The sequence below is a fragment of the Methylobacterium aquaticum genome (assembly GCF_016804325.1).
Classification (GTDB): Bacteria; Pseudomonadota; Alphaproteobacteria; order Rhizobiales; family Beijerinckiaceae; genus Methylobacterium; species Methylobacterium aquaticum_C.
In genome coordinates this window covers 1,865,788-1,891,283 of the sequence record NZ_CP043627.1, presented here as the reverse complement: position 1 = coordinate 1,891,283, position 25,496 = coordinate 1,865,788, and the positions used below count along the sequence as shown (strand labels likewise).

The window sequence follows — 25,496 nt, the reverse complement described above, 5'->3', positions numbered from 1 at the left end:
GTCAGATGGCCCGCCTCCGAGATACCCATACTCTATACGAGCACCGGCAAGACCTGCTGCGCCCCGACGCCGAAGACCCGCTTGTAGCGCTCGACCTCCTCGTCCGGCCCGAGGGCCTTGGTGGGGTTGTCGGAGAGCTTCACGGTCGGATGGCCGTTGGCGGAGATCACCTTGCAGACGATCGAGATCGGGTCGAGGCGCCGGTCCGGCGCCAGGCCGCGGAAATCGTTGGTGAGCAGCGTGCCCCAGCCGTAGCCGATGCGCAGGCGGCCGTGGAAATGGCGGTGGATCCGCTCGATCACGTCGACGTCGAGCCCGTCCGAGAAGATCGCCAGCTTCTCCCGCGGGTTGCGGCCGTGCTTGGCCCACCAGCGGATCGCCTCCTCGCCGCCCTCGATCGGATCCTTCGAATCGATGCGGATGCCGGTCCAATCGGCCATCCAGGCCGGGCCGCGCTCCAGGAAGCCGGTGGTGCCGTAGGTGTCGGGCAGGATCACCAGGAGGTTGCCGGCATAGTCCCGCTGCCAGTCGGCGAGCACCAGGTAGGGCGCGCGGGCCAGGTCCTCGTCGCCCTCGGCCAGGGCGGAATAGACCATCGGCAGTTCGTGCGCGTTGGTGCCGACCGCCTCGATGTCGTGGCGCAGCGCGATCAGGCAGTTCGAGGTGCCGAGGAAGCTGTTGCCCAGCCCCTCGATCATCGCCTCGACGCACCAGTCCTGCCACAGGAAGCCGTGGCGGCGCCGGGTCCCGAAATCGGCGATCGACAGGCCCGGCAGGGCTTTCAGCCGCTCGATCTTCTCCCAGATCCGCGTCATCGCGCGGGCATAGAGCACCTGGAGCTCGAACTTGCCCATGCCCTTGAGCACGCCCCGCGAGCGCAGCTCGTTGAGGATGGCGAGTGCGGGCACCTCCCACATCGTGGTCTCGATCCACGGGCCGTGGAAGGTGAGCACGTATTGCCCGTCCTGCTTCTCCAGGAGATAGTCGGGGAAGCGGAAATTCTCGAGCCAGTCCATGAAGTCCGGCGAGAACATCTGGCGCCGGCCGTAGAAGGTGTTGCCGCGCAGCCAGGTCGATTCGCCCCGCGTCAGCCGCAGCGACCGGCAATGGTCGAGCTGCTCGCGCAATTCGCCGGGATCGATGAGGTCGGCGAGCCGGACCCGGCTGGTGCGGTTCTGGATGCCGAAGGTGACCGAGACGTCCCGGTGGCGCCGGAAGATCGTCTGCGCCATCAGGAGCTTGTAGAAATCCGTGTCGAGCACGGAGCGGATGATCGGGTCGATCTTCCAGGTGTGGTTGTAGACCCTGGTCGCGAGATCGAGCATCGCCCGTGCCTGCCTGCCTCGGGCCGCCTCCTGCGGGCGGCCGGGCCGTCGCCCCTCGGGCGGGGCGACGGCGGGTGCGAAGCCCGCACGGTTCGGGCCGCAGAGTCAAGCGCGCGAGCCGGGCGCCGGCTCAGCTTGCGCCGCAATCCTCAGCGATCCGAGCCTCGTCTCAACGGGCGCCGAGGTCGACCGCCTTCTTCTCGGTCTTCGGCGACTCGCCGGTCACCGCGGCCTTCACGTAGCCGTAGAGGTGCAGCATCGTCGAGTTCGGGCTGTCCCAGTACTCGCCCTTCTCGGGGTGGACGCGGATCAGCGCGATCGACGGGTCGTCCTTGCCGCCCGGGAACCAGGTCTTCAGGCTCTCGCTCCACTTGGCGTCGATATGGGCCTTGTCGCGCACGATCTCGGCCTTGCCCGACACGGACACGTAGTTCTGGTTCGACGGGTCGGAATAGGACAGGTTGACCTGGTTGTCGCGGCCGATCTCGTTGGTGACGGGCGCGTCCTGCTTGACGAAGAACCACAGGTCGCCGGCCTCGTCCGCGTCCTGGTTCCACATCGGGCGGCTGCGCAGCTGCCCGTCGGAATCGGCTGTGGTCATCATCGCGATCTTCACGTCCTTGATCATCGCGAAGAGCTTCTTTGCGCCCTCGTGGTCGCGGTGGCTGCCCTGGTGCATCCGTCGTTCTCCCTCGAAACCAAGTCGCGAGCGGTCGCCGCCGCTCGAAGCTGCACGACAACGGACGATGCCGGCTTTGGTTTCGGTTGCCCGCCACCGAAACTCGGCCGTACTTTCGGGGAAGCGGCTCGCCGAACGCGGCTCGGGCGCCTATCTGTGCGGGAGCGGCGACCGCAGGGCGGGACGCCGACGGATCGGATACGAAGACACGGGCTCGCGATGAAGATCAGCGCACGCAACCAGCTCGACGGCAAGGTCGTCGAGGTCAAGAAGGGCGCCACCACCGCCCATGTCCGGGTCGAGCTCGCCGGCGGGCAGGTCGTCACCGCGGCGATCACCAACGAATCCGCCGACGAGCTGGGCCTGGCGCCCGGCAAGACCGTGAAGGCGGTGATCAAGTCCAGCGACGTGATGATCGCGACGGATTGAGACTTCGCTCCCCTGGTTCGAACGGCTCCACGGATGCCCCGTTCATCCGACCTGCGACCTCATCCTGAGGTGCCGGAGCGAAGCGGAGGCCTCGAAGGAGGGCTCCAGGTGCCTCGGCGATCTCTGGAGCCCTCCTTCGAGGTCAGTCGATCACAGATCGACTGACACCTCAGGATGAGGTGGATCGGGTGGGATGACGGTCGGCATTCCAGTCGAGCACGCGCTCCGAGTGCTTTCGCCATGCAACCCGACCGGCGCTCCCTGCTCCTCGGCTCCGCAGCCTTCGCGCTGGCGACCACGGCCCGCGCCGCCGATCCCCTGCGGGACGATGCCGGCCGGGCGCTCGACACCCTGAAGCGTCCCGTCGCCCGGGTGTTCCCCGCCGGGCCCCCGGCGGCGATCCTGCTCTACACCCTGGCGCCCGACCTGCTGCTCGGCTGGCCGCGGGCGATCCGCCCGGCGGAAAGGCCCTACCTGCTGCCGCAGGCCGCCGACCTGCCTGAGGTCGGGCGGCTCACCGGGCGCGGCAACACCGCCAACCTCGAAACGGTGCTGGCGCTCAAGCCCGACCTGATCCTCGATGTCGGCTCCACGGCCGAGACCTACCGTTCGCTGGCCGACCGGGTGCAGGGCCAGACCGGCATTCCCTACGCCCTCCTCGACGGGCGCCTCGCCTCGACGCCCGCCACCTATCGCAGCCTCGGCCGCCTGATCGGGCGCGACGCCGAGCCTCTGGCCACGCTCGCCGAGGGCATCCTGGCGACGATGCGCGAGCGCGTCGCAACGGTGCCGGAGGGCAAGCGCCCCCGGGTCTACCTCGCCCGCGGCCCCCGCGGCCTTGAGACGGCGCGGGCGGGCGCGATCAACGTCGAGGCGCTAACGCTGATGGGCGCCGTCGACGTGGCGGGCCCCGGCGGCGGCCTGGCGCAGGTCTCGCCGGAAGACGTGGTCGCCTGGGCGCCCGAGGTGATCGTCGCCCTCGATCCCGCCTTCGCGGCCGCGGCGCGCCAGGACCCGCTCTGGCAGGCGACGCCGGCCCTTCGCGCCAACCGCCTGCATGTGAGCCCGTCGCTGCCCTTCGGCTGGGTCGATTTCCCGCCCTCGGTCAACCGCCTGATCGGCCTGTGGTGGCTCGGCAAGGTCCTGTATCCTGCGCTCTTCCCGGAGGACATCCGCGGCATCGCCCGCGACCTCTACCGCCGGCTCTACCACGTGACGCCGGATGATCCCGCCCTCGACCGCGTGCTGGCGGGAGCCTCGTGAGCGGCCTCGCGCTGACAGGCGCCCGGGCGATCCGGCTCGGCGGACCCTGGCTCGCGCTCCTCGCCCTGGGGCTCGCCGCGTCCCTCGCCTTCGGGGTCGGGCGCTATCCGGTCTCGCTCCTCGACGTCGCCCGGGTGCTCCTCGGCCGCCTCACCGGCCACGCCTCGGACGTGGCACCGGCCGTCGAGGCGGTGGTGCTGCAGATCCGCGGGCCCCGCATCGCCGCCGCGATCCTGATCGGTGCCGCCCTCTCGGTCGCCGGCACCGCCTTCCAGGGCCTCTTCCGCAATCCCCTGGTCTCGCCCGACATCCTCGGCGCCTCCTCGGGCGCGGCGCTCGGCGCGGTCGTCGGCATCTGGCTCTCGCTCGGCGTGCTGGCGATCGAGGGTCTGGCCTTCGCGGGCGGGCTGATCGCGGTCGCCTGCGTCTACGCGCTCGGCGCCGCCCTGTCGGGGCGCGATCCGGTCCTGGTGCTGGTGCTGGCCGGCGTCGTCATCGGCTCGCTCCTCGGGGCCGGCGTCGGGCTGATCAAGTACCTGGCGGACCCCTACAACCAGCTCCCGGCGATGACCTTCTGGCTCTTGGGCAGCCTGTCGGGCACGCATCCCTCCGATCTCCTGTCGCTCGCCGGTCCGGTGGTTCTCGGCACCGGGCTCCTCCTCGCCTTGCGCTGGCGCCTCGACGTCTTGTCCCTGCCGGACGAGGAGGCGCGCTCGCTCGGTCTCGCCACCGGCCCCCTGCGGGTCGCGGTGGTGGCCGCCGCCACCCTGGTCACGGCGGCGAGCGTGGCGACGGCGGGCATCGTCGGCTGGGTCGGGCTGGTGGTGCCGCATCTCGCCCGCTTCCTCGTCGGCCCCGGCTTCGGCCGGCTGATCCCGACCGCGGCCCTGCTGGGCGCCGGCACGCTGCTGACCATCGACACGCTGGCCCGCACCGTGGCGCCGGTCGAGGTGCCGCTCGGCATCCTCACCGCCGTCGTGGGCACGCCGGTCTTCCTGTGGCTGCTCGCCCGGGCGGAGCGCGACTGGTCGTGACCCTGCTTCAGGCCGACGCCCTCGCCTTCGGCTATCCCGGCCGGGAGATCGGCCGCGACCTCTCGGTGCGGTTGTCCGCCGGCGAGGCCCTGGCGCTGCTCGGCCCCAATGGCGGCGGCAAGACCACCTTGCTCAAGACCCTGCTCGGCCTACTCCCTTCGTTGAGCGGCACCATCCGGATCGATGGCCGCCCGCTCGGCAGCCTCTCGGCCCGGGAGCGGGCGCAGGCGATGGCCTACGTGCCGCAGGCCGCGGCAAGCGCCTTCGCGTTCACGGCCCGCGCCGTGGTGCTGATGGGACGGACCAGCCGCACCGGGCTCCTCTCCGCCCCCTCCCGGGCCGACCACGCGGCGGCGGACGCGGCGCTCGCCCGGATGGGCATCGCCCATCTCGCCGAGCGGCCGGTGACGCGGCTGTCGGGGGGCGAGCGGCAACTGGTGCTGGTCGCCCGGGCGCTGGCGCAAGAACCCCGGATCGTGGTCCTCGACGAGCCGACCGCCAGCCTCGATTTCAGCAACCAGGGCCGGGTGATGGCCGAGATTCTGCGCCTGCGCGCCGACGGGCTCGGCCTCGTCTTCACCACCCACGATCCCAACCAGGCCGCCCGCTACGCCGACCGGGCGCTGCTCCTGCGCGGCGGCGCGGCCCTCGCCGCCGGCCCGGTGACGGAGGTGCTGGATGCCGCGGCCTTGAGCCGGCTCTACGGCGCGCCGGTCGAGGAGGTGCGGGACAGGGAGAGCGGCGCGCGGGCCTTCCTGCCGGGCAGGTGAGGACGCCGTCCCGAGACCTGCGCCCCACGCTCCCCCCACCGATGACCATCCTCGCTGCGCTGGCGTTTCCCGGCGCAGGGGTTACATGACGCGGAACCAGACGGACTGCGAAATTCAGGAGCGAGACGACGTGGCGATCACCCGGGACGACGTGCTGAAGGCGCTCGCGGGCGTGACGGTCGATGCGGCGGGGACCAGCCTGCCGGCCTCCGGCCGCCTGTCGGAGATCGTCATCGACCCCTCCGGCCGGGTCGTCTTCTCGATCGGCATCGCGCCGCCGGAGGCCAAGGCCTTCGAGCCGGTGCGCCAGGCGGCCGAGATCGCGGTGCTCAAGGTTCCCGGCGTCAAGGCGGCCCTGGCGAGCCTCACCGCCGAGCGCGGGCCCGGTGCCGGTCCCACCCCACGCCCTGCCGCGCCCGGGCCCCAAGGCGGTGCCCAGGGCGGCCCCCGTCCCGGCCCGGCCCTGCCGGGGGTGCGCCACATCGTGGCGGTGGCCTCGGGCAAGGGCGGCGTCGGCAAGTCGACCACCGCCTGCAACCTCGCCCTGGCGTTACGGGCGCAGGGGCTGAAGGTCGGCCTGCTCGATGCCGACATCTACGGCCCCTCGGTGCCGAAGCTGTTCGGCCTCGACCGCAAGCCGGAGACGATCAACACGCCGCAAGGGCAGCGCATCGTGCCGCTCAACGGCTACGGCCTTCCGGTGATGTCGATCGGCTTCCTGATCTCCGCCGACACGGCGATGATCTGGCGAGGCCCGATGGTGCAATCGGCCCTGACCCAGCTCCTGCGCGAGGTCGCCTGGGGCGAGCTCGACGTCTTGATCGTCGACATGCCCCCGGGCACCGGCGACGCGCAGCTAACGCTGGCGCAAGCCACGCCGCTCGCCGGCGCGGTGATCGTCTCGACGCCGCAGGACCTGGCGCTGATCGACGCGCGCCGCGCGGTCACGATGTTCCGCCGGGTCGAGGTGCCGATCCTCGGCGTGGTCGAGAACATGGCGACCTTCGTCTGCCCGCATTGCGGCGGCACCTCGCACATCTTCGGCCATGGCGGCGCCCGCCACGAGGCCGAGACGATGGGCGTGCCGTTCCTCGGCGAGGTCCCGCTCAACATGACGATCCGCGAATCGTCCGACGCCGGCCGCCCGGTCGTGGCGGTCGATCCCGACGGGCCGCAGGCCGCCGCCTACCGGGCGATCGCCTCGGCGCTGTGGGCGAATCTGAGCGGCGGCGCCGGCCCGCGCCCGGCGCCGCGGATCGTGATCGAGTGAGTATTCCTCCGACCCTCGGGGTGATTCTGGCCGGCGGGCTCTCCCGCCGGATGGGCGGCGGCGACAAGCCGCTGCTGCGGCTCGGCGACCGGACCCTGCTCGAACGGGTGGCGGAGCGCTTGCGCCCGCAATGCTCCGCCGGGCTGATCCTCAACGCCAACGGCGATGCCGGCCGCTTCCGCGCCTTCACGGGCTTCGTGGTGCCGGATTCGCTGCCCGATGCGCCGGGGCCCCTCGCCGGCGTGCTCGCCGCCCTCGATTTCTGCGCGAGCCACCATCCTGACGTTCCTTACGTCGCGAGCGTGGCCGGCGACACGCCGTTCCTGCCGCACGACTTCGTCGCCCGGCTCCACGCGGCGCGGGCTCGCGACGGCGTCGAGATGGCGGTCGCGGCCTCGGGCGGGCAGCTGCATTTCGTGAACGGGCTCTGGGCGGTGGGCTTGCGCCACGACCTGCGGGCGGCCCTCGTCGAGCGGGGCTTAAGGCGGGTGGGGATGTGGATCGCCCGGCACAACGCGGCGGAGGCGGCGTGGGAGACGGAGCCGGTGGACCCGTTCCTGAACCTCAATACGCCGGAGGATGTGTTCGCGGCGGAGCGGCTGCTGGCGGACGAGGGCCGCACGCTTCTTCATTGAGGCTCAGGCTAACCCTCCCCCTCTGCGGGGGAGGGTGCCCGGCGGAGCCGGGCGGGAGAGGGGACGCCGCTTCCGGAGAGGTCGCGACCATTCTGACGAGCGCCATACCCGGCATCGTCGCGCTGCCCCTCTCCCGGCTCACTGTGTTCGCCACCCTCCCCCGCAGAGGGGGGAGGGTCAAAAAGCGCAGGCTTAGGCCTCGAGACGCATCGACTTGATGGTGTCGGGATCGCGCACGGGCTCGCCGCGCTTGATCTGGTCGATCACGTCCATGCCTTCGACCACCTTGCCCCACACGGTGTACTGCTTGTCGAGGAAGCGGGCGTCGGAGAAGCAGATGAAGAACTGCGAGTTGGCCGAGTGCGGGAAGTTGGTGCGGGCCATCGAGCAGGTGCCGCGCACGTGCGGCTCGGCATTGAACTCGGCCTTCAGGTCGGGCAGCTCGGAACCGCCGGTGCCGGTGCCGGTCGGGTCGCCGGTCTGGGCCATGAAGCCGTCGATCACGCGGTGGAACGGCACGCCGTCGTAGAAGCCCTGCTCCGAGAGGGTCGTGATCCGCTCGACGTGGTTGGGGGCGAGGTCGGGGCGCAGCTGGATGACCACGCGGCCCTTGCTGGTCTCCATCACGAGTCGGTTGCTGTCGGTCATGGTCGGTCTCCTTGAATCGGACCAGGGTAGACGAAACGCAGGGCGATGGGACGCCCCGCGACGGCGCCGCCGAGCCCCGCCGTCAGCTGCGCCGGGGTGCAGCGGGCGAGCGACGCCAGGGTTTCGGCGATGAGCGCGTTCCGCCGCCTAGAGCACTTCACGATCGCGCTGCAATCGTGAAGTGCTCTAGATCTTTGATTTTGCCGCATTTTCTTCGACGAACCGGCATCCACTTCGTCGGAAAATGCTCTGGGCGAAACGCGCGAAAACGTGATCCGCGGGTTGCCCTGGAGGCTCCCGTCCCGCCGCAAGGCGAAGCGCGCGGTGATCGCGGCGGCCCCGAGATCGGCCGGCGGTCGCCAGCAGCCGGCGAGCCGGGGGTAGAGCTCGGCCAGCGTGTCGGCGGGGCCCTCCGGCCTCGTCACCGGCACCCGCACGGTCGCCCGCAGGGTGGTCGGCAGCGAGAGCACCGAAGGGTTGTCGTACACGTCGAACTGCGCGGCGGCGGGCGAACCCGAGAGAGCCAGCGCGAGGCCGGCGATCAGCAACCCGCCGCGCAAGGCTTACTGGCCGTCCTGCGCCAGGCTCATCCGGACGATCTTGTCCGGGCTCTGCACGGTGCCGTTCTGGGCCGAGGAGCCCTTCTTGATCTTGTCGACCACGTCCATGCCCGAGGTCACCTCGCCCACCACCGTGTACTGGTTGTTGAGGAACGAGGCGTCGCCGAAGCAGATGAAGAACTGGGAATTGGCCGAGTTCGGGTCCTGCGAGCGGGCCATGCCGACGGTGCCGCGCTTGAACGGGGCCTTGGAGAACTCCGCCGGGATGTTCGGCAGGTCGGACTTGCCCATGCCGGTGCCGGTCGGGTCGCCGGTCTGGGCCATGAAGCCGTCGATGACGCGGTGGAACACGATGCCGTTGTAGAAGCCGCGCTTCGTCAGCGTCTTGATCTGCTGGACGTGCTTGGGCGCGAGGTCGGGACGCAGCTGGATGGTGATCCGGCCGTCCTTGGTATCGAGATAGACGGTGTTCTGGTCGGGCGCGGCGCTCGCCGGCGCGGCGAAACCGAGGGCGGCGACGGACAGCACCAGGGCTGCGAGCCAGCGGATCATGGGGGAACTCCTGAGTGGAAGAAGGCCGCGTCAGGCGGACGGAGCGAAGCGGGCGCCGAGGCGGTCGGCCACCGCCGCGGGCACGAAGGGCCGCACGTCGCCGCCCATGGCGGCGATCTGGCGGACCAGGGTGGCGGTGATCGGCCGCACGCCGGTCGAGGCCGGCAGGAACACGGTCTGCACCTCCGGCGCCATGGCGCCGTTCATGCCGGCGAGCTGCATCTCGTAATCGAGATCGGTGCCGTCGCGCAAACCGCGGATGAACAGGCTGGCGCCGTGCCGGCGCGCCGCCGCCACCGCGAGATCGGCGAAGGTGACGACCTCGAGGCTCGTCCCGGTCTCGGCGGCGAGCGGCCCGCAGGTGACCCGGATCAGCTCCGCCCGCTCCTCGGCGGAGAAGAGCGGCGTCTTGCCCGGATGCACGCCGATCGCCACGACCAGGCGGCCGACCAGGCGGCAGGCCTGGCGCACCACGTCGAGATGGCCGTTGGTCACCGGATCGAAGGAGCCGGCATAGAGCGCGGTGCGGTTCATCGTGGTCCCCCTAGAGCATTTTCCGGCCCGACGGAACCGCCCGTCATTTCGTCACGGCCCCGACCAGCGGCCCGAGCGGCCGGCTCAGGTCCTGGCGGCCCAGGGACGGGGCGTAGAGGCTCGACACGCTGCCGTCGAGGAACAGCGCGTTGGGGCAGCCGAGGTCGTCGCGAAACAGCCGCGCGAAGGCTCCGAAGCTCACCGGCGCCTCCGAGATCGCGAACACCGCCGTGTGCCCGTCCGGCCGCACGCCGACGCCGTTGCGGATCTTTTGCGATGGCCCGTCCTCGGAGATCTTGGGATGGATGCGGTTGTTGATCACCAGCATCGGGCCGGATTGGGTCGCGAACTCGGCGCGCGGACGGGCCTTCAGGTAGCGCCCGGTCTCGAGCACCCCGGCGCGATCGCCCGCGACGTAGAACACGCCGTTGGGCTTCAGGTGGAAGTTGCCCGGGCCGTTGGCGGTGTTGGCGGCCTTCAATTCGCGCCCGTCCTCGACGTAGAGGCCAACGGGGCCGAGGCCGGTGTCGTACATGCCGGCATTCATCGCGAAGGCGAGCTTGTCGCCCTGCTGGCCGGCGAGCCGCGACAGCGAGCCGTAGGGCAGGCCGTCGGGCCCGCGCCAGAACAGCTTCACCCGGGCGCGCCGCAGGTCGACGGTGCAGACGGCGTAGGCCTGGCCCTCGTGGGTCTGCGCCCGGCAGGACGCCGCCGCAGGAGCGGGGCCGGGCGCCGCAGGGGCAGGACCGGCGGACAGCCACGAGAGACCCGCTCCGAGCAGCAACGCCCCGCTCCGTCTCGCCCATCCCGCCGTCGTTGCCGCCATCGGTCTCTCCGTTCTTCGTCCGCGCGCCCGGTTTTCGGGGTACCGGTATAGAGCGATCGTGACGTTTTGCAGCACGAACCAACCTTCGCATTCCGACGTTCTGAGGGCCTGGGGGTTCACGTTACTCTCTCGATCAGGAGATCGGATCATGAAAGGCATGTTGGCGGCGTCGGCGGCCCTCGCGGGCGCGCTGCTGGTTGTGCCGGCCACCGCAGAGGCGCGGGGCTTCGGCGGCGGCGGCTTCCATGGTGGCGGCTTCCACGGTGGCGGCTTTGGCGGCGGCGGGTTCCGGGGCGGCTTCGGCGGCGGGGGCTTCCGCGGCGGCTTCGGCGGATATCGCGGAGTCGGCTTCGGCGGCGGCTACCGGGGCGGCTTCGGCGGCTGGCGCGGCGGTTACGGCGGCTACCGGGGCGTGGGCTTCGGTGGCGGCTACCGGGGCGGCTATGGCGGCTGGCGCGGCGGCTACGGCTATCGCCGCGGCTACGGCTGGGGCGCGGCGGGCCTCGGGCTCGGCGTCGGGCTCGGCCTCGCGGCGGCCACGGCCTACCCGTATTACGGCGGCTACGGCTATGGCTACGGCGGCGGCTACGCCCCGGTCGGCTATTACGGCGGCTACGATGTCGGCTATGGCGGCGGCTGCTACGAGGTGCCCCGCGTGCGCTGGACGCCCTACGGCTACCGCCGCGTCCTCGTGACCCGCTGCTACTGAGCGGCGGACCGATCACGAATCGAAAGGGGGCCGCCCGCGCGAGGGCGGCCCTTTTTCGTGAAGCCGTCAGTTCCGCCGCCCCGTCTCCTCCTGCCGCATCGGCATGGCATCGATGGTGGAGAAGAGCCGCTCGGCCGGGATCGGCTCCTCGGCGGTGAGCTTCGCCCCGCCATCCTTGCCGACCAGCACCGCCCGGAATCCCGTCGCCGGCAGGCCGAGGCGGCGGCGCAACGAAGCGGCCTCCCTCCCCTCCCCGATCGCCCGCACCACCACGAGGTCGCGCTCGCGCATCCCGGACGCGGCCGCCTCGGCGATGCGGCCCTGCGCGGCGGCCCGGGGGTCGTCGGCGGCGGCCGCGATCACCAGCACCCGGGACTTCCAGCGGTAGCGGTCGAGGTCGGAGCCGGCGGCGGCGACCGGGACGGTCGCGGCCAACAGGAGCGCGCCGGCGAGGAGCGAGACGGGAAGCATGCCGAACCCTTTCGCGGTGAGGCCGGGCTCGAGCCGGCGCCTCCTCCGCAGGTAAAGCTCTGACACTCTCCGGCCAGCGCGGCGTTGACGCGCGGGCCCGGGCGTCCCAGTTGCGACGGGATCCGCCTGCGAGCGTGGCCGGGAGGCCCGCCCGCACCCCGAACAATCCCCGACGGGAGGTCCCCGCATGTCCGACGTGAACCGCCGCATCGTCCTGGCGTCCCGGCCCCACGGCGAGCCGACCCCGGCCCATTTCCGCGTCGAGCGCGGAACGGTGCCGGTGGCCAAGGAGGGCGAGGTACTGCTGCGCAACCGCTACCTCTCTCTCGATCCCTACATGCGCGGCCGGATGAGCGCCGCGAAATCCTACGCCAAGCCGGTCGAGATCAACGACGTGATGGTCGGCGGCACGGTGTCGGAGGTGGTGGCCTCGCATCATCCGGACTTCTCGGTCGGCGACACGGTGTCGGCCTATGGCGGCTGGCAGGATTTCGCCGTGTCGAACGGCCAGGGCCTGCGCAAGCTCGACCCCGCCGCCGCCCCCGTCACCACGGCGCTCGGCGTCCTCGGCATGCCCGGCATGACCGCCTATACCGGCCTCCTCACCATCGGCGCGCCGAAAGCCGGCGAGACCGTGGTGGTCGCCGCCGCCACCGGCCCGGTCGGCTCGCTGGTCGGCCAGATCGCCAAGCTGAAGGGGGCCCGCACCGTCGGCATCGCCGGCGGGCCCGACAAGTGCCGCCACCTCACCGAGGAGCTGGGCTTCGACGCCGCGGTCGACCACCGCTCCGGCGACCTGCCCGCGGCGCTGGCCGCGGCCTGCCCGGACGGCATCGACGTGTATTTCGAGAATGTCGGCGGCGCGGTGTTCGACGCGGTGCTGCCGCTCCTCAACGATTTCGCCCGCATCCCGGTCTGCGGCCTCGTCGCCAACTACAACATGACCGAGCTGCCCCCCGGGCCCGACCGGGTGCCGGCGCTGATGCGCGCGGTGCTGAGCAAGCGGCTCACTTTCCGCGGCTTCATCGTCTCCGATTTCGCCGACCAGGGCCCGGCCTTCCACGAGGAGGTCGGCCAGTGGCTGCGCGAGGGCAGGATCCGCTACCGCGAGGACGTGGTCGAGGGTCTGGAGAACGCGCCGGAGGCCTTCATCGGCCTGCTCAAGGGCCGCAACTTCGGCAAGCTGATCGTGAAGCTGTAGAGCGTCACTCGTCCGGGGGGCGCCGCGCCAGCGCCCGCAACGCCCCCCGGAAGCTCTTCACGTCCTGCTCGGTCATCGCCATGCGGTGGAACATGTCGCGCATGTTGCGGATCATCCCGTCGCGTTTCGCCGGCGGGTAGTAGCCGGCGGCGTCGAGTTCCGCCTCCAGGTTCTCGAACAGCGAGATCAGGGCCCCCCGCGGCGCCGGCCCCGAGCGCATCTCCCCTGAGAACGGCAGCACCGCCCGCCCCGCCGCCCGCCGCCACTCGTAGCCCATGAGGAGCACGCTCTGGGCGAGGTTGAGCGAGGAATGCTCCGGATCGACCGGGAAGGTGACGATGGCATCCGCCAGGGAGACCTCGTCGTTCGACAGCCCGACCCGCTCGCGCCCGAACAGGATGCCGACCTTTTCTCCTGCGGCAAGGCGCCCGGCCGCCTCCGCCATCCCGTCGTCGGGCCCGAAGACCCGCTTCATCTGGCCCCGTTCCCGCGCCGTGGTGGCGAGCACGTAATGCAGGTCGCCCAATGCCTCGGGAACCGTGGGAAAGACGGTCGTGCCGTCGAGGACGTGGGTGGCGCTCGACGCCGTCTCGCGCACGCCCTTCATCGGCCAGCCGCCCTTCGGGTTGACGATGCGCAGGGTGTCGAGCCCGAAATTCCCCATCGCGCGGGCGGTCATGCCGATATTCTCGGCGAGTTGCGGCTCGACCAGGATGATGACGGGGCGGGGCGGTGTGGGATCGGTCATGGGGAGCGGTGTCGAACGGGACGGATCGCCGGCACATAAGGCTTGGCGCCCGGATCGCGAAGGGGCATCGCGCCGGCTCGGGAACCGGCTCGGGAACTCATGGCCCCCGATCCGTGTTGGTAGGGCGGACCTCCTTGCAGCCCCGGTGCCCCGCGCCGGGGCTTTTTTCGTGACAGCCTCGAAAATCCATTCCCTCCCGGCGCTTCCCCCTGTTTGTGCAGCGCGCTATGACCGCGCCACGGCCGGCCGCTTAGCCAACGCAGGCATGGGGACGGCTCCCGGATCACGGAAGGCTGGATCAGACATGGCGAAGATCAAGGTGGCGAACCCCGTCGTCGAGCTCGACGGCGACGAGATGACCCGGATCATCTGGCAGTCCATCAAGGACAAGCTGATCCATCCCTACCTCGACGTTCCGCTGGAATACTACGATCTCGGAGTCGAGCACCGCGACGCCACCAACGACAAGGTGACGATCGAGGCCGCCGAGGCGATCAAGAAGCACGGCGTCGGCGTCAAGTGCGCCACCATCACCCCGGACGAGGCCCGGGTGAAGGAGTTCAACCTCAAGGAGATGTGGAAGTCGCCGAACGGCACGATCCGCAACATCCTCGGGGGCGTGATCTTCCGCGAGCCGATCATCTGCAAGAACGTGCCGCGCCTGGTGCCGGGCTGGACCCAGCCGATCGTGGTCGGCCGCCACGCCTATGGCGACCAGTACCGCGCCACCGACTTCAAGGTGCCGGGCAAGGGCCGCATGACGGTCAGGTTCGAGGGCGACGACGGCACCGTCATCGAGCGCGAGGTGTTCAAGTTCCCGGGCGCCGGCGTCGCCCTGTCGATGTACAACCTCGACGAATCGATCCGCGACTTCGCCCGCGCCTCGATGAACTATGGCCTCGCCCGCAAGTTCCCGGTCTACCTCTCGACCAAGAACACCATCCTCAAGGCCTATGACGGCCGGTTCAAGGACATCTTCGAGGAGGTGTACGAGGCCGAGTTCAAGTCGCGGTTCCAGTCGGCCGGCATCACCTACGAGCACCGCCTGATCGACGACATGGTCGCCTCGGCCCTGAAGTGGTCCGGCGGCTACGTCTGGGCGTGCAAGAACTACGATGGCGACGTGCAGTCGGACACCGTGGCGCAGGGCTTCGGCTCGCTCGGCCTGATGACCTCGGTGCTGCTCACCCCCGACGGCCAGACCGTCGAGGCCGAGGCCGCCCACGGCACGGTGACCCGCCACTACCGCGAGCACCAGAAGGGCAAGGAGACCTCGACCAACTCGATCGCGTCGATCTTCGCCTGGACCCGCGGCCTGTCGCACCGCGCCAAGCTCGACTCGAATGCCGACCTCGCCAAGTTCGCCGAGACCCTGGAGAAGGTCTGCGTCGACACCGTCGAGGCCGGCTTCATGACCAAGGACCTCGCGCTCCTCGTCGGCCCCGACCAGAAGTGGCTCTCGACCACCGGCTTCCTCGACAAGATCGACGAGAACCTGAAGACCGCGATGAAGGCGTGAGGCCAGGGGCGGCCGAATTCCGGCCGCCCTTCAGCCTGCCGATCCGGTTCCCCGCGGCCGCGACGCCGCGGGGTTCCTCACGCCCCCTTCACCACCAGCGTCAGCGCCGCCTCGTAGCCCCCGCCCAGCCGGCGCACCTCCGCGATGCCCGGCCCTCGGGATCGTCCTGGCGCAGGAGGAGGTCGCGGGCATTGCCGATCCGGCCGCGCTGGGGACGGCCCGCATAGGCGGACGCCGCATAGATCGCCTCGCTCACCGCGTCGGGGAAGTAGATCTGACCGGTGAGCGCCGTCCGGCCGCCCAGGATCACCTTCACGTGCAGGTGGGGCGTGCGGCCCGGATACCAGCCCGGATAGATCGTCCGGAACGCCACCCGACCGGTCGCGTCGGCGACCTGGGTGCCGCGCAGGAAGGTCCGGCCGATGGTGGACGCGGCGCGATCGCCCTGGCCGGCATAGCCTGAATAACGCCCCTGCGCGTCCGCATGCCAGAGATCGACGCGGGCCGCCGGCAGGGCGACGCAATCGCGCAAGGTCACGACCTGCAAGGCGACCCCGAGGGGCGTGCCGTCCCGGTCCTCCCGGATGTCCGATCGGAGCAGGCGGGGATCGAGGTAGAACGGGCCCTCGACCGCCTGCGGGGTCAGGAGGCAGGTCGCCTGCACGGGCCTGGGCGCCAGGAGGCCGGCCGCGAGGGTGCCGAGCATCACGCGGCGTGTCGGGCGATGCGGCATCGGCGTCCTCCTCCCGTCCGTCGGTGCCGGCGCGCCTCAGGTCACCCCGGTCGGCCCATCCAGCACCGCCCGCACCCGGCGCGCCAGCTCCATCCGGCGATAGGGCTTGTTGATGATCTCGAACTCGCTGCCGCCGGCATCGGTGCGCTCGATCGAGGCCTCGGCGTAGCCGGTGGTGAGCAGCACCTTGAGGCGGGGCTGGCGGCGGCGCGCCTCGCGGGCCAGCATCACGCCGTTCATGCCGCCGGGCATGATCAGGTCGGAGAACAGGAGATCGACCCGGTCGCCGCCGTCGAGCAGTTCGAGGGCCTGGCGCCCATCGGTGGCGAGCAGCGTCGTGTAGCCGAAATCGCGCAGGATCGCCCGGGCGAGTTCCGCGACGTCGCGGCGGTCGTCGACGATCAGGATCGTCTCGGTGCCCTCGCGGTGAAGCGCGCGATGGCCCGGGCCCGGGGCCGGGCGCTCCTCGCTGTCGCTCATCGGGAAGTAGAGCCGGACGGTGGTGCCGTGGCCGGCCCGCGATTCGATCACCACCGTGCCGCCGGATTGCTTGGCAAAGCCGTACACCATGGCGAGGCCGAGCCCCGTGCCGCGTCCCTCCTCCTTGGTGGTGAAGAACGGCTCCATCACCCGGGCCAGGATCTCCGGCGGCATGCCGAGCCCGGTATCCGTCACCGAGACCGAGACGTAGCGGCCGGTCTGGGCCAGGCCGGAGGGCAGTTCGTCGATATCGAAGACGTGGTTCTCGGTCCGGATCGTCACGGTGCCGCCGTCCGGCATCGCGTCGCGGGCGTTGATCAGGATGTTGAGCAGCGCGACCTCGGTCTGGGTCGGGTCGATCCGGGCGTTCCACAGGCCGTCCGGCAGCTCGGTCCGGACCGCGACCCCGTCGCCGAGGGTGCGGCCGGACAGGTCGCGCATGCCCTCGACCAGGTTGTTGAGGTTCACCGCCCGCCCGTCGAGATGCTGCTTGCGGGCGAAGGCCAGGAGCTGCTGGGTCAGGGTCGTGGCGCGCTCGGCGGCGTTGCGGATGTTGTCGACCGCCCGGGTCATCCGGCGCGGATCGGTCGCCGGGTCCTCGAGCCCCGATTGCAGGATGTCGACGTAGCCGACCACCACCTGGAGCAGGTTGTTGAAGTCGTGGGCGATGCCGCCGGTGAGTTGCCCCAAGGCCTCCATCTTCTGCGACTGGCGCAGGGCTTCCTCGGCGTCGCGGCGGCGCGACACGTCGAGCTGCGAGCCGAAGAAATAGACCAGTTCGCCCTTCGGGTCGTAGACCGGCGAGATGAACAGCGCGTTCCAGAAGGTCGAGCCGTTCTTGCGGTAGTTCAGGATCTCGGTCGCGATCTCCTCGCGCGCGGCGATGGCCCGGCGCACCTCCGCCACCGTCTCGCGGTCGGTCTCCGGTCCTTGCAGGAAGCGGCAGTTGCGGCCGACCAGCTCCTCGGGCGCATAACCGGTCATCGCCCGGAAGGCCTGGTTGGCGAAGATGATCGGGTTGTCCGGCTGGCGCGGATCGGTGACGATCATCGGCATCCGCGTCATCTCGACGGCGGCGAAGAAGATGTCGCTGTGGTGGTCCGACACGTCGGTGGGGACGTCCGCCACGGTCGGCCGGGTCCCGAGTTCGGTCGGCGTTCGCTTCACACTCATCGTCGCTCCGGTGACCGGCCGGTCGAAGCCCGCCCAGCCCATGGGATCCTACATCCAGCGTTCCTGCACAACGGCCGATGCCGCCAGGGGCAGCCGCGACCGTGCGTCGCTCCGTGACTTTGACAGACTGACCTGGACTTTGACAGGCTGACTTGGACTTGGACAGCCCGACCCGGGCCAGCCGGCCGACGCAGCGTTGCAACCACGCTCACCGGCAATCGAGGGTCGAACCGGTCCCGGAAGCGGTCACGACGACTTGGCCCGATCGCCGCGGCCGCCCGGATGGACTTCCCGGGCCAAGCCGACAACCCAGGATCGGGACATATCCGCCGGGATGAGCTCTTACACGCGCGGCCGAACCGGACTCTCTGCTTCGCGTCCCGACATGCCGTCCGGAGAGGTCCGGCGGACCTCACGGTAAAAGGGCGGCTCGTCGGACCGGTCAGGCCGCCTTGCGCGGCACCTGCCGGGTCTCGCCGGCGCCCGAGAGCTTCAGGGCGGCGTCGAGGGCATCGCTGATCGTGGTGACCAGGATGTCGGCGGAGGTCGCCCGGCGCAGGCGGTCGCGGCCGCCGGTGTCACGTTCGCGCCAGATCGCCACCATCACCCGCACGCCGGGAATCGCCCGGCGGGCGAGGCGGGCGGCGAGCCGGATGTGGGAGGTGCTGATCGGCTCGATATAGGACAGGCAGACCAGGGCGACGCCCTCGGTCTCCGGCCGCTCGCCCTTGTTCAGGGCATCCTGGCTGGTGGTGCGGGCGTTCAACCCGTGGCGGCCGAGCACCTGGGCCAGCATGCCGGCGGCCGCCGCATCGAACGGCCCGCGGGCCGCCACCACCAGGACCGGGGCGGGGCCGCGCCAGGCCGGCGCCAGGTCTTCCGGGCGGCGCACGATCGCGGTCGCGGCCCGGTCCGGCCCCAGAGCCGCCACTGCCGCCTCGGTCTCGGCGCTGCGCACGGCGGCCGCCCCTTTTCGGACCGGCAGGGTGCCGAGCGTCGTCACCACGCTCTCGATCGCCTGCCCCACCGCCTGCTGGCGGTCGGCAGCGAGCGCCCCGCTCGCCCGGTCGTTCTGGGCGAGCCGCAGGCCGCCGAGCGCGATCTCGTCGTAGTAGGTGGCGAGCGCGCGCTCCTTCAGCACCTGGCGCGCCTTGTCGATCGCCTCCAGGGGGTCGCCCGCCAGCATGCGCTGGTAGAAGATCTCGGAGGGTGCCAGCGCCGGCCGGTCGCCCAGCATCACGTCGAGGAAGGCCAGGCGCTCGACGTGGCGGCCCAGCACCACCAGGCAGACGGTGATCGGGGTCGCGAGCACGAGGCCGACCGGCCCCCACAGGAAGGTCCAGACCGTCGCGGCCAAGATCACCGCGACCGGCGAGAGCCCGGTCGAGTGGCCGTAGAGCAGCGGCTCGACGACGTGGCCGGCGATCGGCTCGACCACCGCGAACAGCACCACCGTGGCGATCAGCATCGACCAGCCCGGATCGACCGCCGCCGCCAGCAGGAGCGGAAAGGCCATGCCGATCACCGCCCCGATATAGGGGACGAAGCGCAGGATCGCCGCGAGCACGCCCCAGAGGATCGGGCTCGGCACGCCGATGACCCACAGGCCGATCGCGATCACCACCCCGAAGGCGAGATTGAGGCCGGCCTGGGCGAGGAAGAAGCGCGAGAGGCGGGCCACCGCATCGTCCATCGCCGCCGTGGTGGCGCGCAGGTCGCCCGAGCCGGCGAGCCGGATGGCGCGGTTGCGCAGGTCCTCGCGCTGGGCGAGGAAGAACAGGGTGAAGAGCAGGATCAGGCCGACCGTGGCGAGCGGGTGCAGCACCGGCGCGACCACGCTGCCGAGGGTGGAGAGGAGCCCGGCCTTCGGCTCGCGCACCTCGACCAGCATCGGCTTCTCGGGATCCGCCGGGCCCCTGGCCTTGGCGGGCTCGGGCGGCTGCAATTCCTGGCTCAGGTCCTGCACCGACTGGAACAGGCGCTCCAGGGTGGCGCCGCCGCCGGCCTGAGAGCGCAGGGCGCCGATCTTCTCGCGCATCGTCACGGTGTAGCGCGGCAGGTCCGAGGCGAGCTGCGACGCCTCGTTGGCGATCAGGAGCCCCAGGCCCCCGATTCCCGCGAAGGTCGCCAGCACGACGACGAGCACGGCGAGCGACCGCGGCAGGCGCCGGCGCTGCAGGCCCCGCACCGCAGGCGCCAGCACGAAGCTGAGGAGCACCGCCAGGGTGATCGGCATCAAGACGTCCCGCCCGAGGGACAGGATCGCGCCGATCGCCAGCACCAGCAGGCAGGTCGCCAGCGCCGTGAACACCGGCATCGCGTCGCGCAGGCGGCGCGCCGTCACGGGATCGTCGATCATCGGGTTCTCGAAACCTGTTCTTCAGGCAAGGGTGGCGTGAGAGGCATCTATTTTCCTGTTCGCGACCTTCAGAGCCTGGGTGATTTTCTCGACAGCTTTGACACCCTCGGTGTCATTCCGGGGCCGCGAGAGCGGAGCCCGGAATCCAGAACCGCCAAACGTCCAGAAAAGGGCGGATCGCGTTCCGCTTCATCCTTTCAAACCTGCGTTTCTGGATTCCGGGCTCCGCTTTCGCGGCCCCGGAATGACGCACTGGGTTCGAGATCTGTCGAGGCCGATCAAACAGACTCTGAATGTCGGACTGCCTTCGCATCGATCGCCGCGAGGGCGATCGGCACGGGTGCCCGTCCGCGCCGTCAGGACGCCGGCGGCGTGCCGAGGGCGGCGCCGATCTGGGTCAGGAGCTTCGAGAAGTCGACCGGCTTCGGGTGGTAATCGTCGCAGCCGGCCTGGATCACCTTCTCGCGGTCGCCCGACATGGCGTGGGCGGTGAGCGCGATGATCGGGATCCGGGCGGTCTCGGCATCGGACTTGAGCGCGCGGGCCGCCGACCAGCCGTCGAGCACCGGCAGGTTCATGTCGAGCAGGATGATGTCCGGCCGGCTGGTGCGGGCCTTCATCACGCCTTCCTCGCCGTCATGGGCGAGCACCACCTCGTAGCCCCGCCGCTTGAGCCGCCGGGACAGGAAGTCCCAGATTTCCTCATGGTCCTCGACGAGAAGGATCTTTGCCACCGCCCCCACTCCACGCTCGCACCCGATGCCGGGGGGCCGGACCGGCCGCCCCCTCATCGCGCATCATCGAAAGATCACGGTCCGCGCCCGTCCACCGCCGACGCGGTGGACGGGCGAGGTATCCCGGATCCGACTCAAAGTGGGCAGGTCCGCCCGGATGTCACCCCTCCGGCGTCAGACCGAACGCCACGCTCTCGGATTCCGCCCGCTCGAAGGCCTGGATCACGTGCTGGTAGGAGCGCCAGGTCTCGCTCGCATGGTCCAGGTCGGTCGGGCGCAGCACGAACATCAGCATCGAGCGGCCGGTGACCGCGTAGGTGTCGCCGACGGCGAACCGGGCGAGATCCTGGGTGTCGGGCAGGTTGGTGTCGAGCACCCGCATCCAGGCATCGCCTCCCACCACCTCCGGCAGGGTGAACTCCACCATGTCGTGGTAGGCGTTGAAGAGCAGCATCAGGGTCGCCTCGCCCCCGCGCCGGTGGATGCCGCTCGTCTGCGCCCGGCCGTCGAGGACGACCGCGAGCGAGCGGGCGCCGCCGTCGTTCCAGTTCTCCGGGGTCATCTCGGTGCCCGACGGCGTGAGCCAGCTCACGTCCTTGACGCCGAGATCGGCGTCGAAGGCGCCGGTGAGGAAGCGCCCGCGGCTCAGCATCGGCAGCGACTTGCGCAGGATCAGCAGGCGCTGGGTGAACTCGGCGAGGTCCCGCTCCTCCTCGCCGATCGCCGCCCAGTCGATCCAGGAGATCTCGTTGTCCTGGCAATAGGCGTTGTTGTTGCCCTTCTGCGTGCGGGCGAACTCGTCGCCGGCGAGCAGCATCGGGGTTCCGCGCGACAGGAGCAGCGTCGCGAGCAGGTTGCGCATCTGGCGCATCCGCACGGCGCGGATCTCGGGATCGTCGGTCGGCCCTTCCGCGCCGTAATTGTAGGACAGGTTGTGTGAGTGGCCGTCCCGGTTGTCCTCGCCGTTCGCGGAATTGTGCTTCTCGTTGTACGAGACGGTGTCGGCGAGGGTGAAGCCGTCATGGGCGGTGATGAAGTTCACCGAGGCCCAGGGGCGCCGGCCGCGCTTGTTGAACTTGTCGGCCGAGCCGGTGAGGCGGGAGGCGAGCGCAGGAAGCAGGCCCTCGTCGCCCTTCCAGTAGCCGCGCACCTCGTCCCGGAACCGGTCGTTCCACTCGGCCCAGCCGGGCGGGAAGCCGCCGACCTGGTAGCCGCCCGGGCCGCAATCCCACGGCTCGGCGATCAGCTTGACCGAGGAGAGTACCGGGTCCTGGCGGCAGGAATCGAGGAAGCCGCCGCCCTCGTCGAAGCCGTAGGGCTCGCGGCCGAGGATCGTCGCGAGGTCGAAGCGGAAGCCGTCGACCCGCATCTCGGTCGCCCAGTAGCGCAACGAGTCCGTCACCATCTGGAGCACCCGCGGGTGCGAGAGGTTGACGGTGTTCCCCGTGCCGGTGTCGTTGATGTAGTAGCGCTTCTGGTCCGGCAGCAGGCGGTAGTACGAGGCGTTGTCGATGCCCTTGAAGGAGAGCGTCGGGCCCTTCTCGTTGCCCTCGGCGGTGTGGTTGTAGACCACGTCGAGGATCACCTCGAGGCCGGCCCCGTGCATGCGGGCGACCATCTCCTTGAACTCGGAGAAGGCGAAATCCGGCACCGCGGCGTAGCGGCGGGCGGGGGCGAAGAACGAGAGGGTGTTGTACCCCCAGTAGTTCACCAGGTCCTTCTCGAGCAGGTAGCTGTCGTTGACGAAGGAATGGATCGGCAGCAGCTCGACCGAGGTGACGCCCAGGCTGCGGATATAGGCCAGCACCTCAGGGGTGCCGAGACCCGCATAGGTGCCGCGCAGGCGCTCGGGCACGGCCGGATGCAGCTTGGTGAAGCCCTTGACGTGGGTCTCGTAGAAGACCGTCTTGTCCCAGGGCACGTTCGGCTTCTGGTCGCGGCCCCAGGTGAAGGCGGGGTCGATCACCCGGCACTTGCGGGTGAAGGGCGCGCTGTCGCGGGTGTCGAAGGTGGTGTCGTCGCCGCTCTCCATCACGTAGCCGAAGAGCGCCGGGTTCCAGGTGACGGAACCGACCAGCGCCTTGGCGTAGGGGTCGAGGAGCAGCTTGTTGGGATTGAAGCGGTGGCCGGCCTCCGGCTCGTAGGGGCCGTGGACGCGGTAGCCGTAGATGGTGCCGGGGCGGGCATCCGGCAGATAACCGTGCCAGACCTCGTCGGTGTATTCGGGCAGCTCGATCCGCTCGATCTCGGTCTCGCCCGAATCGTCGAACAGGCACAGCTCGACCTTGGTGGCGTGGGCGGAGAACAGCGCGAAGTTGACGCCGAGGCCGTCCCAGGTGGCCCCCAGCGGGAAGGGCTGGCCTTCGCTGATGCGCGTGACGCGCCGGGCGAGAGGCGAGGCCGCCGGGGCATCCGGGGCGGGCTTGGACGGGAGTTCCATGTTCATGGGGGCGTTCGACGATCCCGAAGGCGAGAAGCCTGACTGTGGGCTGAACGCGCCGGCCCTCGCCCAAGCTCCCGTCGCGTCGCCAAAATTTCATGGGTGCGGTTCCGGCGTGGGAATCGTGTCACGGTCCGGAGCCGCGGGCGCCGCCGCGGGTTGCCGGAGTCACGAGGCGTGACGAGGACATTCGATGGGCGCGACGGTCGCGGACGTGATGAGCAGGGACGTGGAGTTCATTCCCGGCGACGCCCCGGTGCAGGAAGCCGCGGTGCTGATGGGCGAGCTCGATGTCGGCGCCCTGCCGGTCGGCACGCCGGACGCCCTCGACGGCGTGGTCACCGACCGGGACATCCTCTACCGGGTCGTCGCCCAGGGGCTCGATCCGCGGGAGACGCGGGTGAGCGCGGTGCTGTCGCGCCCGGTCGTGTCCTGCGCCGAGACCGACCCCTTGCGCACCGCCCTCGACCTGATGGCCGCCCACCATGTCCGCCGCCTGCCGGTGCGGGATGCCGGCGGGCGCGTCACCGGCTGGGTCACCCTGGCGGACCTGTCGCGGGCGCTGCTGCTCGGCGGCGACGCGCTCCAGACCTCGCTCAAGCGGCTGACCGAGGAGGCGTGAGGGTCAGGCGTCGGAGGCGGCGGCGTTGGCCGCCGCGTTGGCGCGCTCGGCTTCCAGGATGGTCTGGCGGGCGAGGTAGCGGGTGACCAGCGCCTCGACGTCGCGGATCGTCTCCTCGACGAGGTGCTCCTGGAGCCGGGCCCGGGGATCGTCGGGCTGCAGGTTCTCGCGCTCCTGGAGCCGGCGCATCGCCTGCTTGACCACCTGGTAGACCGCCTCGCGCTCCTCGCGGGTCATCGCCGGCGAGACGGCCCGGGCGACCAGGTCCGTGAAATCGGACATCGTGGTGCTGCTCGTCCTTCACGTCAGTGGGCGCCCCTGCGCCCCGGCGCGCTTCATGCACGCCCCGCGCCGGAACCGGAAGCCCCGGCCGGCGCCGGCGTCACATGTTGTGGTCCTTGACGCCGGCGATGAGCAGGCTCGAGCAGCCCCAGAGCACCAGGAAGGCGAAGAAGGCCACGAACAGGGCGTGTCCGCGCATCGGCACGGTGGAGAGCTCGGGCCGGGTCGGCGGCACGAAGACCGAGAGGTAGACGTGCTGGCGGTTCGCCGCCACCCGGGCGCGGTCGAGCATCGTGGTGGCGGAATCGTTCAGCTTCTCGGCGATGGTGCGCTCGACCATCAGCCCCTCGTATTCCAGGATCGCGTCCGAGACGTGCCGGCCGCCGACCGCCAGCCCGTCGCTGGTCAGCGACTCCTCGAGCTGCTTGATCTGCTGGTTGGTGGCGTTGACGCTCGCCACGATGGTCTGGATCGAGCGCGACTTCTCGTCGAGGCCGGAGCTCCGCAGCACCTGGAGGTCGTTCTCCGACTTGATCTTGTCCTTGCGCAACGAGACCAGGCTGGTCATCGTCGCCTCGGCCGACTTGGCCGGGTCGATGATGCCCCAGCGGTTGCGGAACTCGCGCAGGGCGAGGTGGGCCTTGCGCATCCGCTCCTCGCTCGCCGCCAGGTCGTTCTGGCTGTGCTTGAGCATGTCCTGCTGCGCGCGGGACGAGATCGCGTTGATCAGCGCCTCGGCACGAGCCACGACGTGGCGGCTGATCGCCAGGGCGTCGTCGGGCGTGAAGGCCTGCACCGTCAGGGTGATCACGCCCGAGACGAGATCGATATGGACCTGGACGTGCTTGCGCCAGTATTTCAGCAGCTGCTCGATCGGCTTGTCGCCGGAATAGCGCGTCCAGAAATCGGCCTCGTCGCGGGTGAACATCCGGACGACGTCGAGCTCCTTCTGGGCGCTCTCGAGCATCGGCTGGCTCTCGATGTAGTCCTTGACGATGTAGCTGTCCTGGCTGTTGTTCTTCTGGATCAGCGAGGAGTACTCGCCGAGCGAGACGTTGCCCATCGGCTCGACCTCGCCGCGGACGGCGAAGCGGGCCTCGACCACGTACTGGTCGGCGGCGAAGACGAACAGGTAGATCCCGATCACCGCCGTCGGCAGCAGCACGAAGAGGACGACGTTGCGCACGAGCCGGGCCAGGACCCGGTTCTGGGTGCCCTCGTGGGGCAGGAACGGCAGGCGGGTCCAGCGCAGCGGGTTGAGCAGGGCCGGCAGCCGGCGCTCGGGAGAGACCGGCTCGACCGTCTCGGCGTTGCGGCGCAGATCGGGCACGGTGCGCCGCGCGAACGCGATCATGCTGCCGAGCCTGTCGCGCCGTTTGACCTCGTCCGCGTCCATTCTGCCTGATTCCCCGCGCGGCGCCCGCCGCCCTCGCGACCCCGATCGGGGGCCCGGCTGTGTCGGTTTTTTCGATGCTTCGGTTTTCGGCCTTTTTAATGGCG

The 25,496-nt window shown here is 70.5% G+C and carries 26 protein-coding genes; 10 read left to right on the top strand and 16 right to left on the bottom strand.

Annotated features, from left to right (window positions below; translation table 11 throughout):
• Window positions 1-32 precede the first annotated feature (32 nt).
• Both pncB and F1D61_RS08410 read right to left on the bottom strand, forming a co-directional pair.
• Window positions 33-1,325: a nicotinate phosphoribosyltransferase gene (pncB, locus tag F1D61_RS08415; protein WP_203157468.1), complete on the bottom strand. Its 1,293-nt coding sequence runs from the start codon at window positions 1,323-1,325 to the stop codon at window positions 33-35.
• Between the two features lie 169 nt (window positions 1,326-1,494).
• A complete protein-coding gene (locus tag F1D61_RS08410; RefSeq protein ID WP_203157467.1) occupies window positions 1,495-2,004 on the bottom strand; it encodes a pyridoxamine 5'-phosphate oxidase family protein in 510 nt (169 codons plus the stop codon).
• Window positions 2,005-2,223: 219 nt separating this feature from the next.
• On the opposite strand from F1D61_RS08410, the gene F1D61_RS08405 reads away from it, so the two are divergent.
• The 6 genes from F1D61_RS08405 (at window position 2,224) to mobA (ending at window position 7,405) form a co-directional block, all read left to right on the top strand.
• Window positions 2,224-2,433 (top strand): TOBE domain-containing protein, encoded by a 210-nt coding sequence (locus F1D61_RS08405; RefSeq protein WP_048427261.1) that lies wholly within the window; start codon window positions 2,224-2,226, stop codon window positions 2,431-2,433.
• Window positions 2,434-2,673: 240 nt separating this feature from the next.
• Complete coding sequence (locus tag F1D61_RS08400; RefSeq protein WP_203157466.1) at window positions 2,674-3,696, top strand: iron ABC transporter substrate-binding protein; 1,023 nt, start codon at window positions 2,674-2,676, stop codon at window positions 3,694-3,696.
• Window positions 3,693-4,730: a FecCD family ABC transporter permease gene (locus tag F1D61_RS08395; protein ID WP_203157465.1), complete on the top strand. Its 1,038-nt coding sequence runs from the start codon at window positions 3,693-3,695 to the stop codon at window positions 4,728-4,730. The genes F1D61_RS08400 and F1D61_RS08395 overlap by 4 nt, the downstream gene beginning before the upstream one ends.
• The gene (locus tag F1D61_RS08390) at window positions 4,727-5,500 is read left to right on the top strand and encodes an ABC transporter ATP-binding protein (RefSeq protein ID WP_203157464.1); all 774 of its coding nucleotides are present in this window, start codon (window positions 4,727-4,729) and stop codon (window positions 5,498-5,500) included. Before F1D61_RS08395 ends, F1D61_RS08390 begins: the two co-directional genes overlap by 4 nt.
• A gap of 130 nt (window positions 5,501-5,630) precedes the next feature.
• Window positions 5,631-6,770 (top strand): Mrp/NBP35 family ATP-binding protein, encoded by a 1,140-nt coding sequence (locus F1D61_RS08385; protein WP_203157463.1) that lies wholly within the window; start codon window positions 5,631-5,633, stop codon window positions 6,768-6,770.
• Window positions 6,767-7,405 carry a molybdenum cofactor guanylyltransferase MobA gene (mobA, locus tag F1D61_RS08380; protein ID WP_203157462.1) on the top strand — a complete coding sequence of 213 codons (639 nt, stop codon included), beginning with the start codon at window positions 6,767-6,769 and terminating at the stop codon, window positions 7,403-7,405. Before F1D61_RS08385 ends, mobA begins: the two co-directional genes overlap by 4 nt.
• Before the next feature lie 192 nt (window positions 7,406-7,597).
• Here the strand turns inward: mobA and F1D61_RS08375 are convergent, their stop codons facing one another.
• Genes F1D61_RS08375 through F1D61_RS08355 form a run of 5 tightly spaced genes read right to left on the bottom strand, consistent with a single transcriptional unit; the run spans window position 7,598 to window position 10,525 of the window.
• A complete protein-coding gene (locus F1D61_RS08375) occupies window positions 7,598-8,053 on the bottom strand; it encodes a peptidylprolyl isomerase (protein WP_203157461.1) in 456 nt (151 codons plus the stop codon).
• On the bottom strand, window positions 8,050-8,613 hold the full coding sequence (locus F1D61_RS08370; RefSeq protein ID WP_246775783.1) for a hypothetical protein: 564 nt from the start codon (window positions 8,611-8,613) through the stop codon (window positions 8,050-8,052). The genes F1D61_RS08375 and F1D61_RS08370 overlap by 4 nt, the downstream gene beginning before the upstream one ends.
• 3 nt (window positions 8,614-8,616) lie before the next feature.
• Entirely contained in the window at window positions 8,617-9,165 is a 549-nt protein-coding gene (locus tag F1D61_RS08365) for a peptidylprolyl isomerase (RefSeq protein WP_203157460.1), read from the bottom strand.
• 30 nt (window positions 9,166-9,195) lie between these two features.
• Window positions 9,196-9,699, bottom strand: coding sequence for a pantetheine-phosphate adenylyltransferase (gene coaD / locus F1D61_RS08360; protein ID WP_203157459.1), 504 nt, complete (start codon window positions 9,697-9,699; stop codon window positions 9,196-9,198).
• Between the two features lie 43 nt (window positions 9,700-9,742).
• Window positions 9,743-10,525, bottom strand: coding sequence for a phosphodiester glycosidase family protein (locus F1D61_RS08355; protein WP_203157458.1), 783 nt, complete (start codon window positions 10,523-10,525; stop codon window positions 9,743-9,745).
• Between the two features lie 148 nt (window positions 10,526-10,673).
• Here F1D61_RS08355 and F1D61_RS08350 point away from each other — a divergent pair, with 148 nt between their 5' ends.
• Window positions 10,674-11,234 carry a hypothetical protein gene (locus F1D61_RS08350; protein ID WP_203157457.1) on the top strand — a complete coding sequence of 187 codons (561 nt, stop codon included), beginning with the start codon at window positions 10,674-10,676 and terminating at the stop codon, window positions 11,232-11,234.
• A 66-nt stretch (window positions 11,235-11,300) separates the two neighbouring features.
• Here the strand turns inward: F1D61_RS08350 and F1D61_RS08345 are convergent, their stop codons facing one another.
• Complete coding sequence (locus tag F1D61_RS08345; RefSeq protein ID WP_203157456.1) at window positions 11,301-11,705, bottom strand: DUF4174 domain-containing protein; 405 nt, start codon at window positions 11,703-11,705, stop codon at window positions 11,301-11,303.
• 187 nt (window positions 11,706-11,892) lie between these two features.
• Here F1D61_RS08345 and F1D61_RS08340 point away from each other — a divergent pair, with 187 nt between their 5' ends.
• Window positions 11,893-12,906 (top strand): NADP-dependent oxidoreductase, encoded by a 1,014-nt coding sequence (locus F1D61_RS08340; protein ID WP_203157455.1) that lies wholly within the window; start codon window positions 11,893-11,895, stop codon window positions 12,904-12,906.
• 4 nt (window positions 12,907-12,910) lie between these two features.
• On the opposite strand, the gene F1D61_RS08335 is transcribed toward F1D61_RS08340, so the two are convergent.
• Complete coding sequence (locus tag F1D61_RS08335; RefSeq protein ID WP_203157454.1) at window positions 12,911-13,654, bottom strand: RNA methyltransferase; 744 nt, start codon at window positions 13,652-13,654, stop codon at window positions 12,911-12,913.
• Window positions 13,655-13,958: 304 nt separating this feature from the next.
• Between F1D61_RS08335 and F1D61_RS08330 the strand changes: the two genes are divergently transcribed.
• On the top strand, window positions 13,959-15,173 hold the full coding sequence (locus F1D61_RS08330) for an NADP-dependent isocitrate dehydrogenase (RefSeq protein ID WP_203157453.1): 1,215 nt from the start codon (window positions 13,959-13,961) through the stop codon (window positions 15,171-15,173).
• A 100-nt stretch (window positions 15,174-15,273) separates the two neighbouring features.
• Here F1D61_RS08330 and F1D61_RS08325 read toward each other — a convergent pair whose 3' ends face one another.
• From F1D61_RS08325 to glgX, 5 genes are all read right to left on the bottom strand, one after another.
• On the bottom strand, window positions 15,274-15,906 hold the full coding sequence (locus F1D61_RS08325) for an intradiol ring-cleavage dioxygenase (RefSeq protein WP_203157452.1): 633 nt from the start codon (window positions 15,904-15,906) through the stop codon (window positions 15,274-15,276).
• 36 nt (window positions 15,907-15,942) lie between these two features.
• Window positions 15,943-17,559 carry a hybrid sensor histidine kinase/response regulator gene (locus F1D61_RS08320; protein ID WP_203157451.1) on the bottom strand — a complete coding sequence of 539 codons (1,617 nt, stop codon included), beginning with the start codon at window positions 17,557-17,559 and terminating at the stop codon, window positions 15,943-15,945.
• Window positions 17,560-18,001: 442 nt separating this feature from the next.
• On the bottom strand, window positions 18,002-19,918 hold the full coding sequence (locus F1D61_RS08315; RefSeq protein WP_203157450.1) for an AI-2E family transporter: 1,917 nt from the start codon (window positions 19,916-19,918) through the stop codon (window positions 18,002-18,004).
• A 356-nt stretch (window positions 19,919-20,274) separates the two neighbouring features.
• The gene (locus F1D61_RS08310; RefSeq protein ID WP_099898866.1) at window positions 20,275-20,652 is read right to left on the bottom strand and encodes a response regulator; all 378 of its coding nucleotides are present in this window, start codon (window positions 20,650-20,652) and stop codon (window positions 20,275-20,277) included.
• Between the two features lie 160 nt (window positions 20,653-20,812).
• Window positions 20,813-23,092 carry a glycogen debranching protein GlgX gene (gene glgX, locus F1D61_RS08305; RefSeq protein ID WP_203158976.1) on the bottom strand — a complete coding sequence of 760 codons (2,280 nt, stop codon included), beginning with the start codon at window positions 23,090-23,092 and terminating at the stop codon, window positions 20,813-20,815.
• Window positions 23,093-23,285: 193 nt separating this feature from the next.
• Between glgX and F1D61_RS08300 the strand changes: the two genes are divergently transcribed.
• The gene (locus tag F1D61_RS08300; RefSeq protein ID WP_203157449.1) at window positions 23,286-23,714 is read left to right on the top strand and encodes a CBS domain-containing protein; all 429 of its coding nucleotides are present in this window, start codon (window positions 23,286-23,288) and stop codon (window positions 23,712-23,714) included.
• 3 nt (window positions 23,715-23,717) lie between these two features.
• Here the strand turns inward: F1D61_RS08300 and F1D61_RS08295 are convergent, their stop codons facing one another.
• Both F1D61_RS08295 and F1D61_RS08290 read right to left on the bottom strand, forming a co-directional pair.
• Window positions 23,718-23,996: a hypothetical protein gene (locus tag F1D61_RS08295; RefSeq protein ID WP_203157448.1), complete on the bottom strand. Its 279-nt coding sequence runs from the start codon at window positions 23,994-23,996 to the stop codon at window positions 23,718-23,720.
• 100 nt (window positions 23,997-24,096) lie between these two features.
• Window positions 24,097-25,392 (bottom strand): capsule biosynthesis protein, encoded by a 1,296-nt coding sequence (locus F1D61_RS08290; protein WP_203157447.1) that lies wholly within the window; start codon window positions 25,390-25,392, stop codon window positions 24,097-24,099.
• Window positions 25,393-25,496 lie beyond the last annotated feature (104 nt).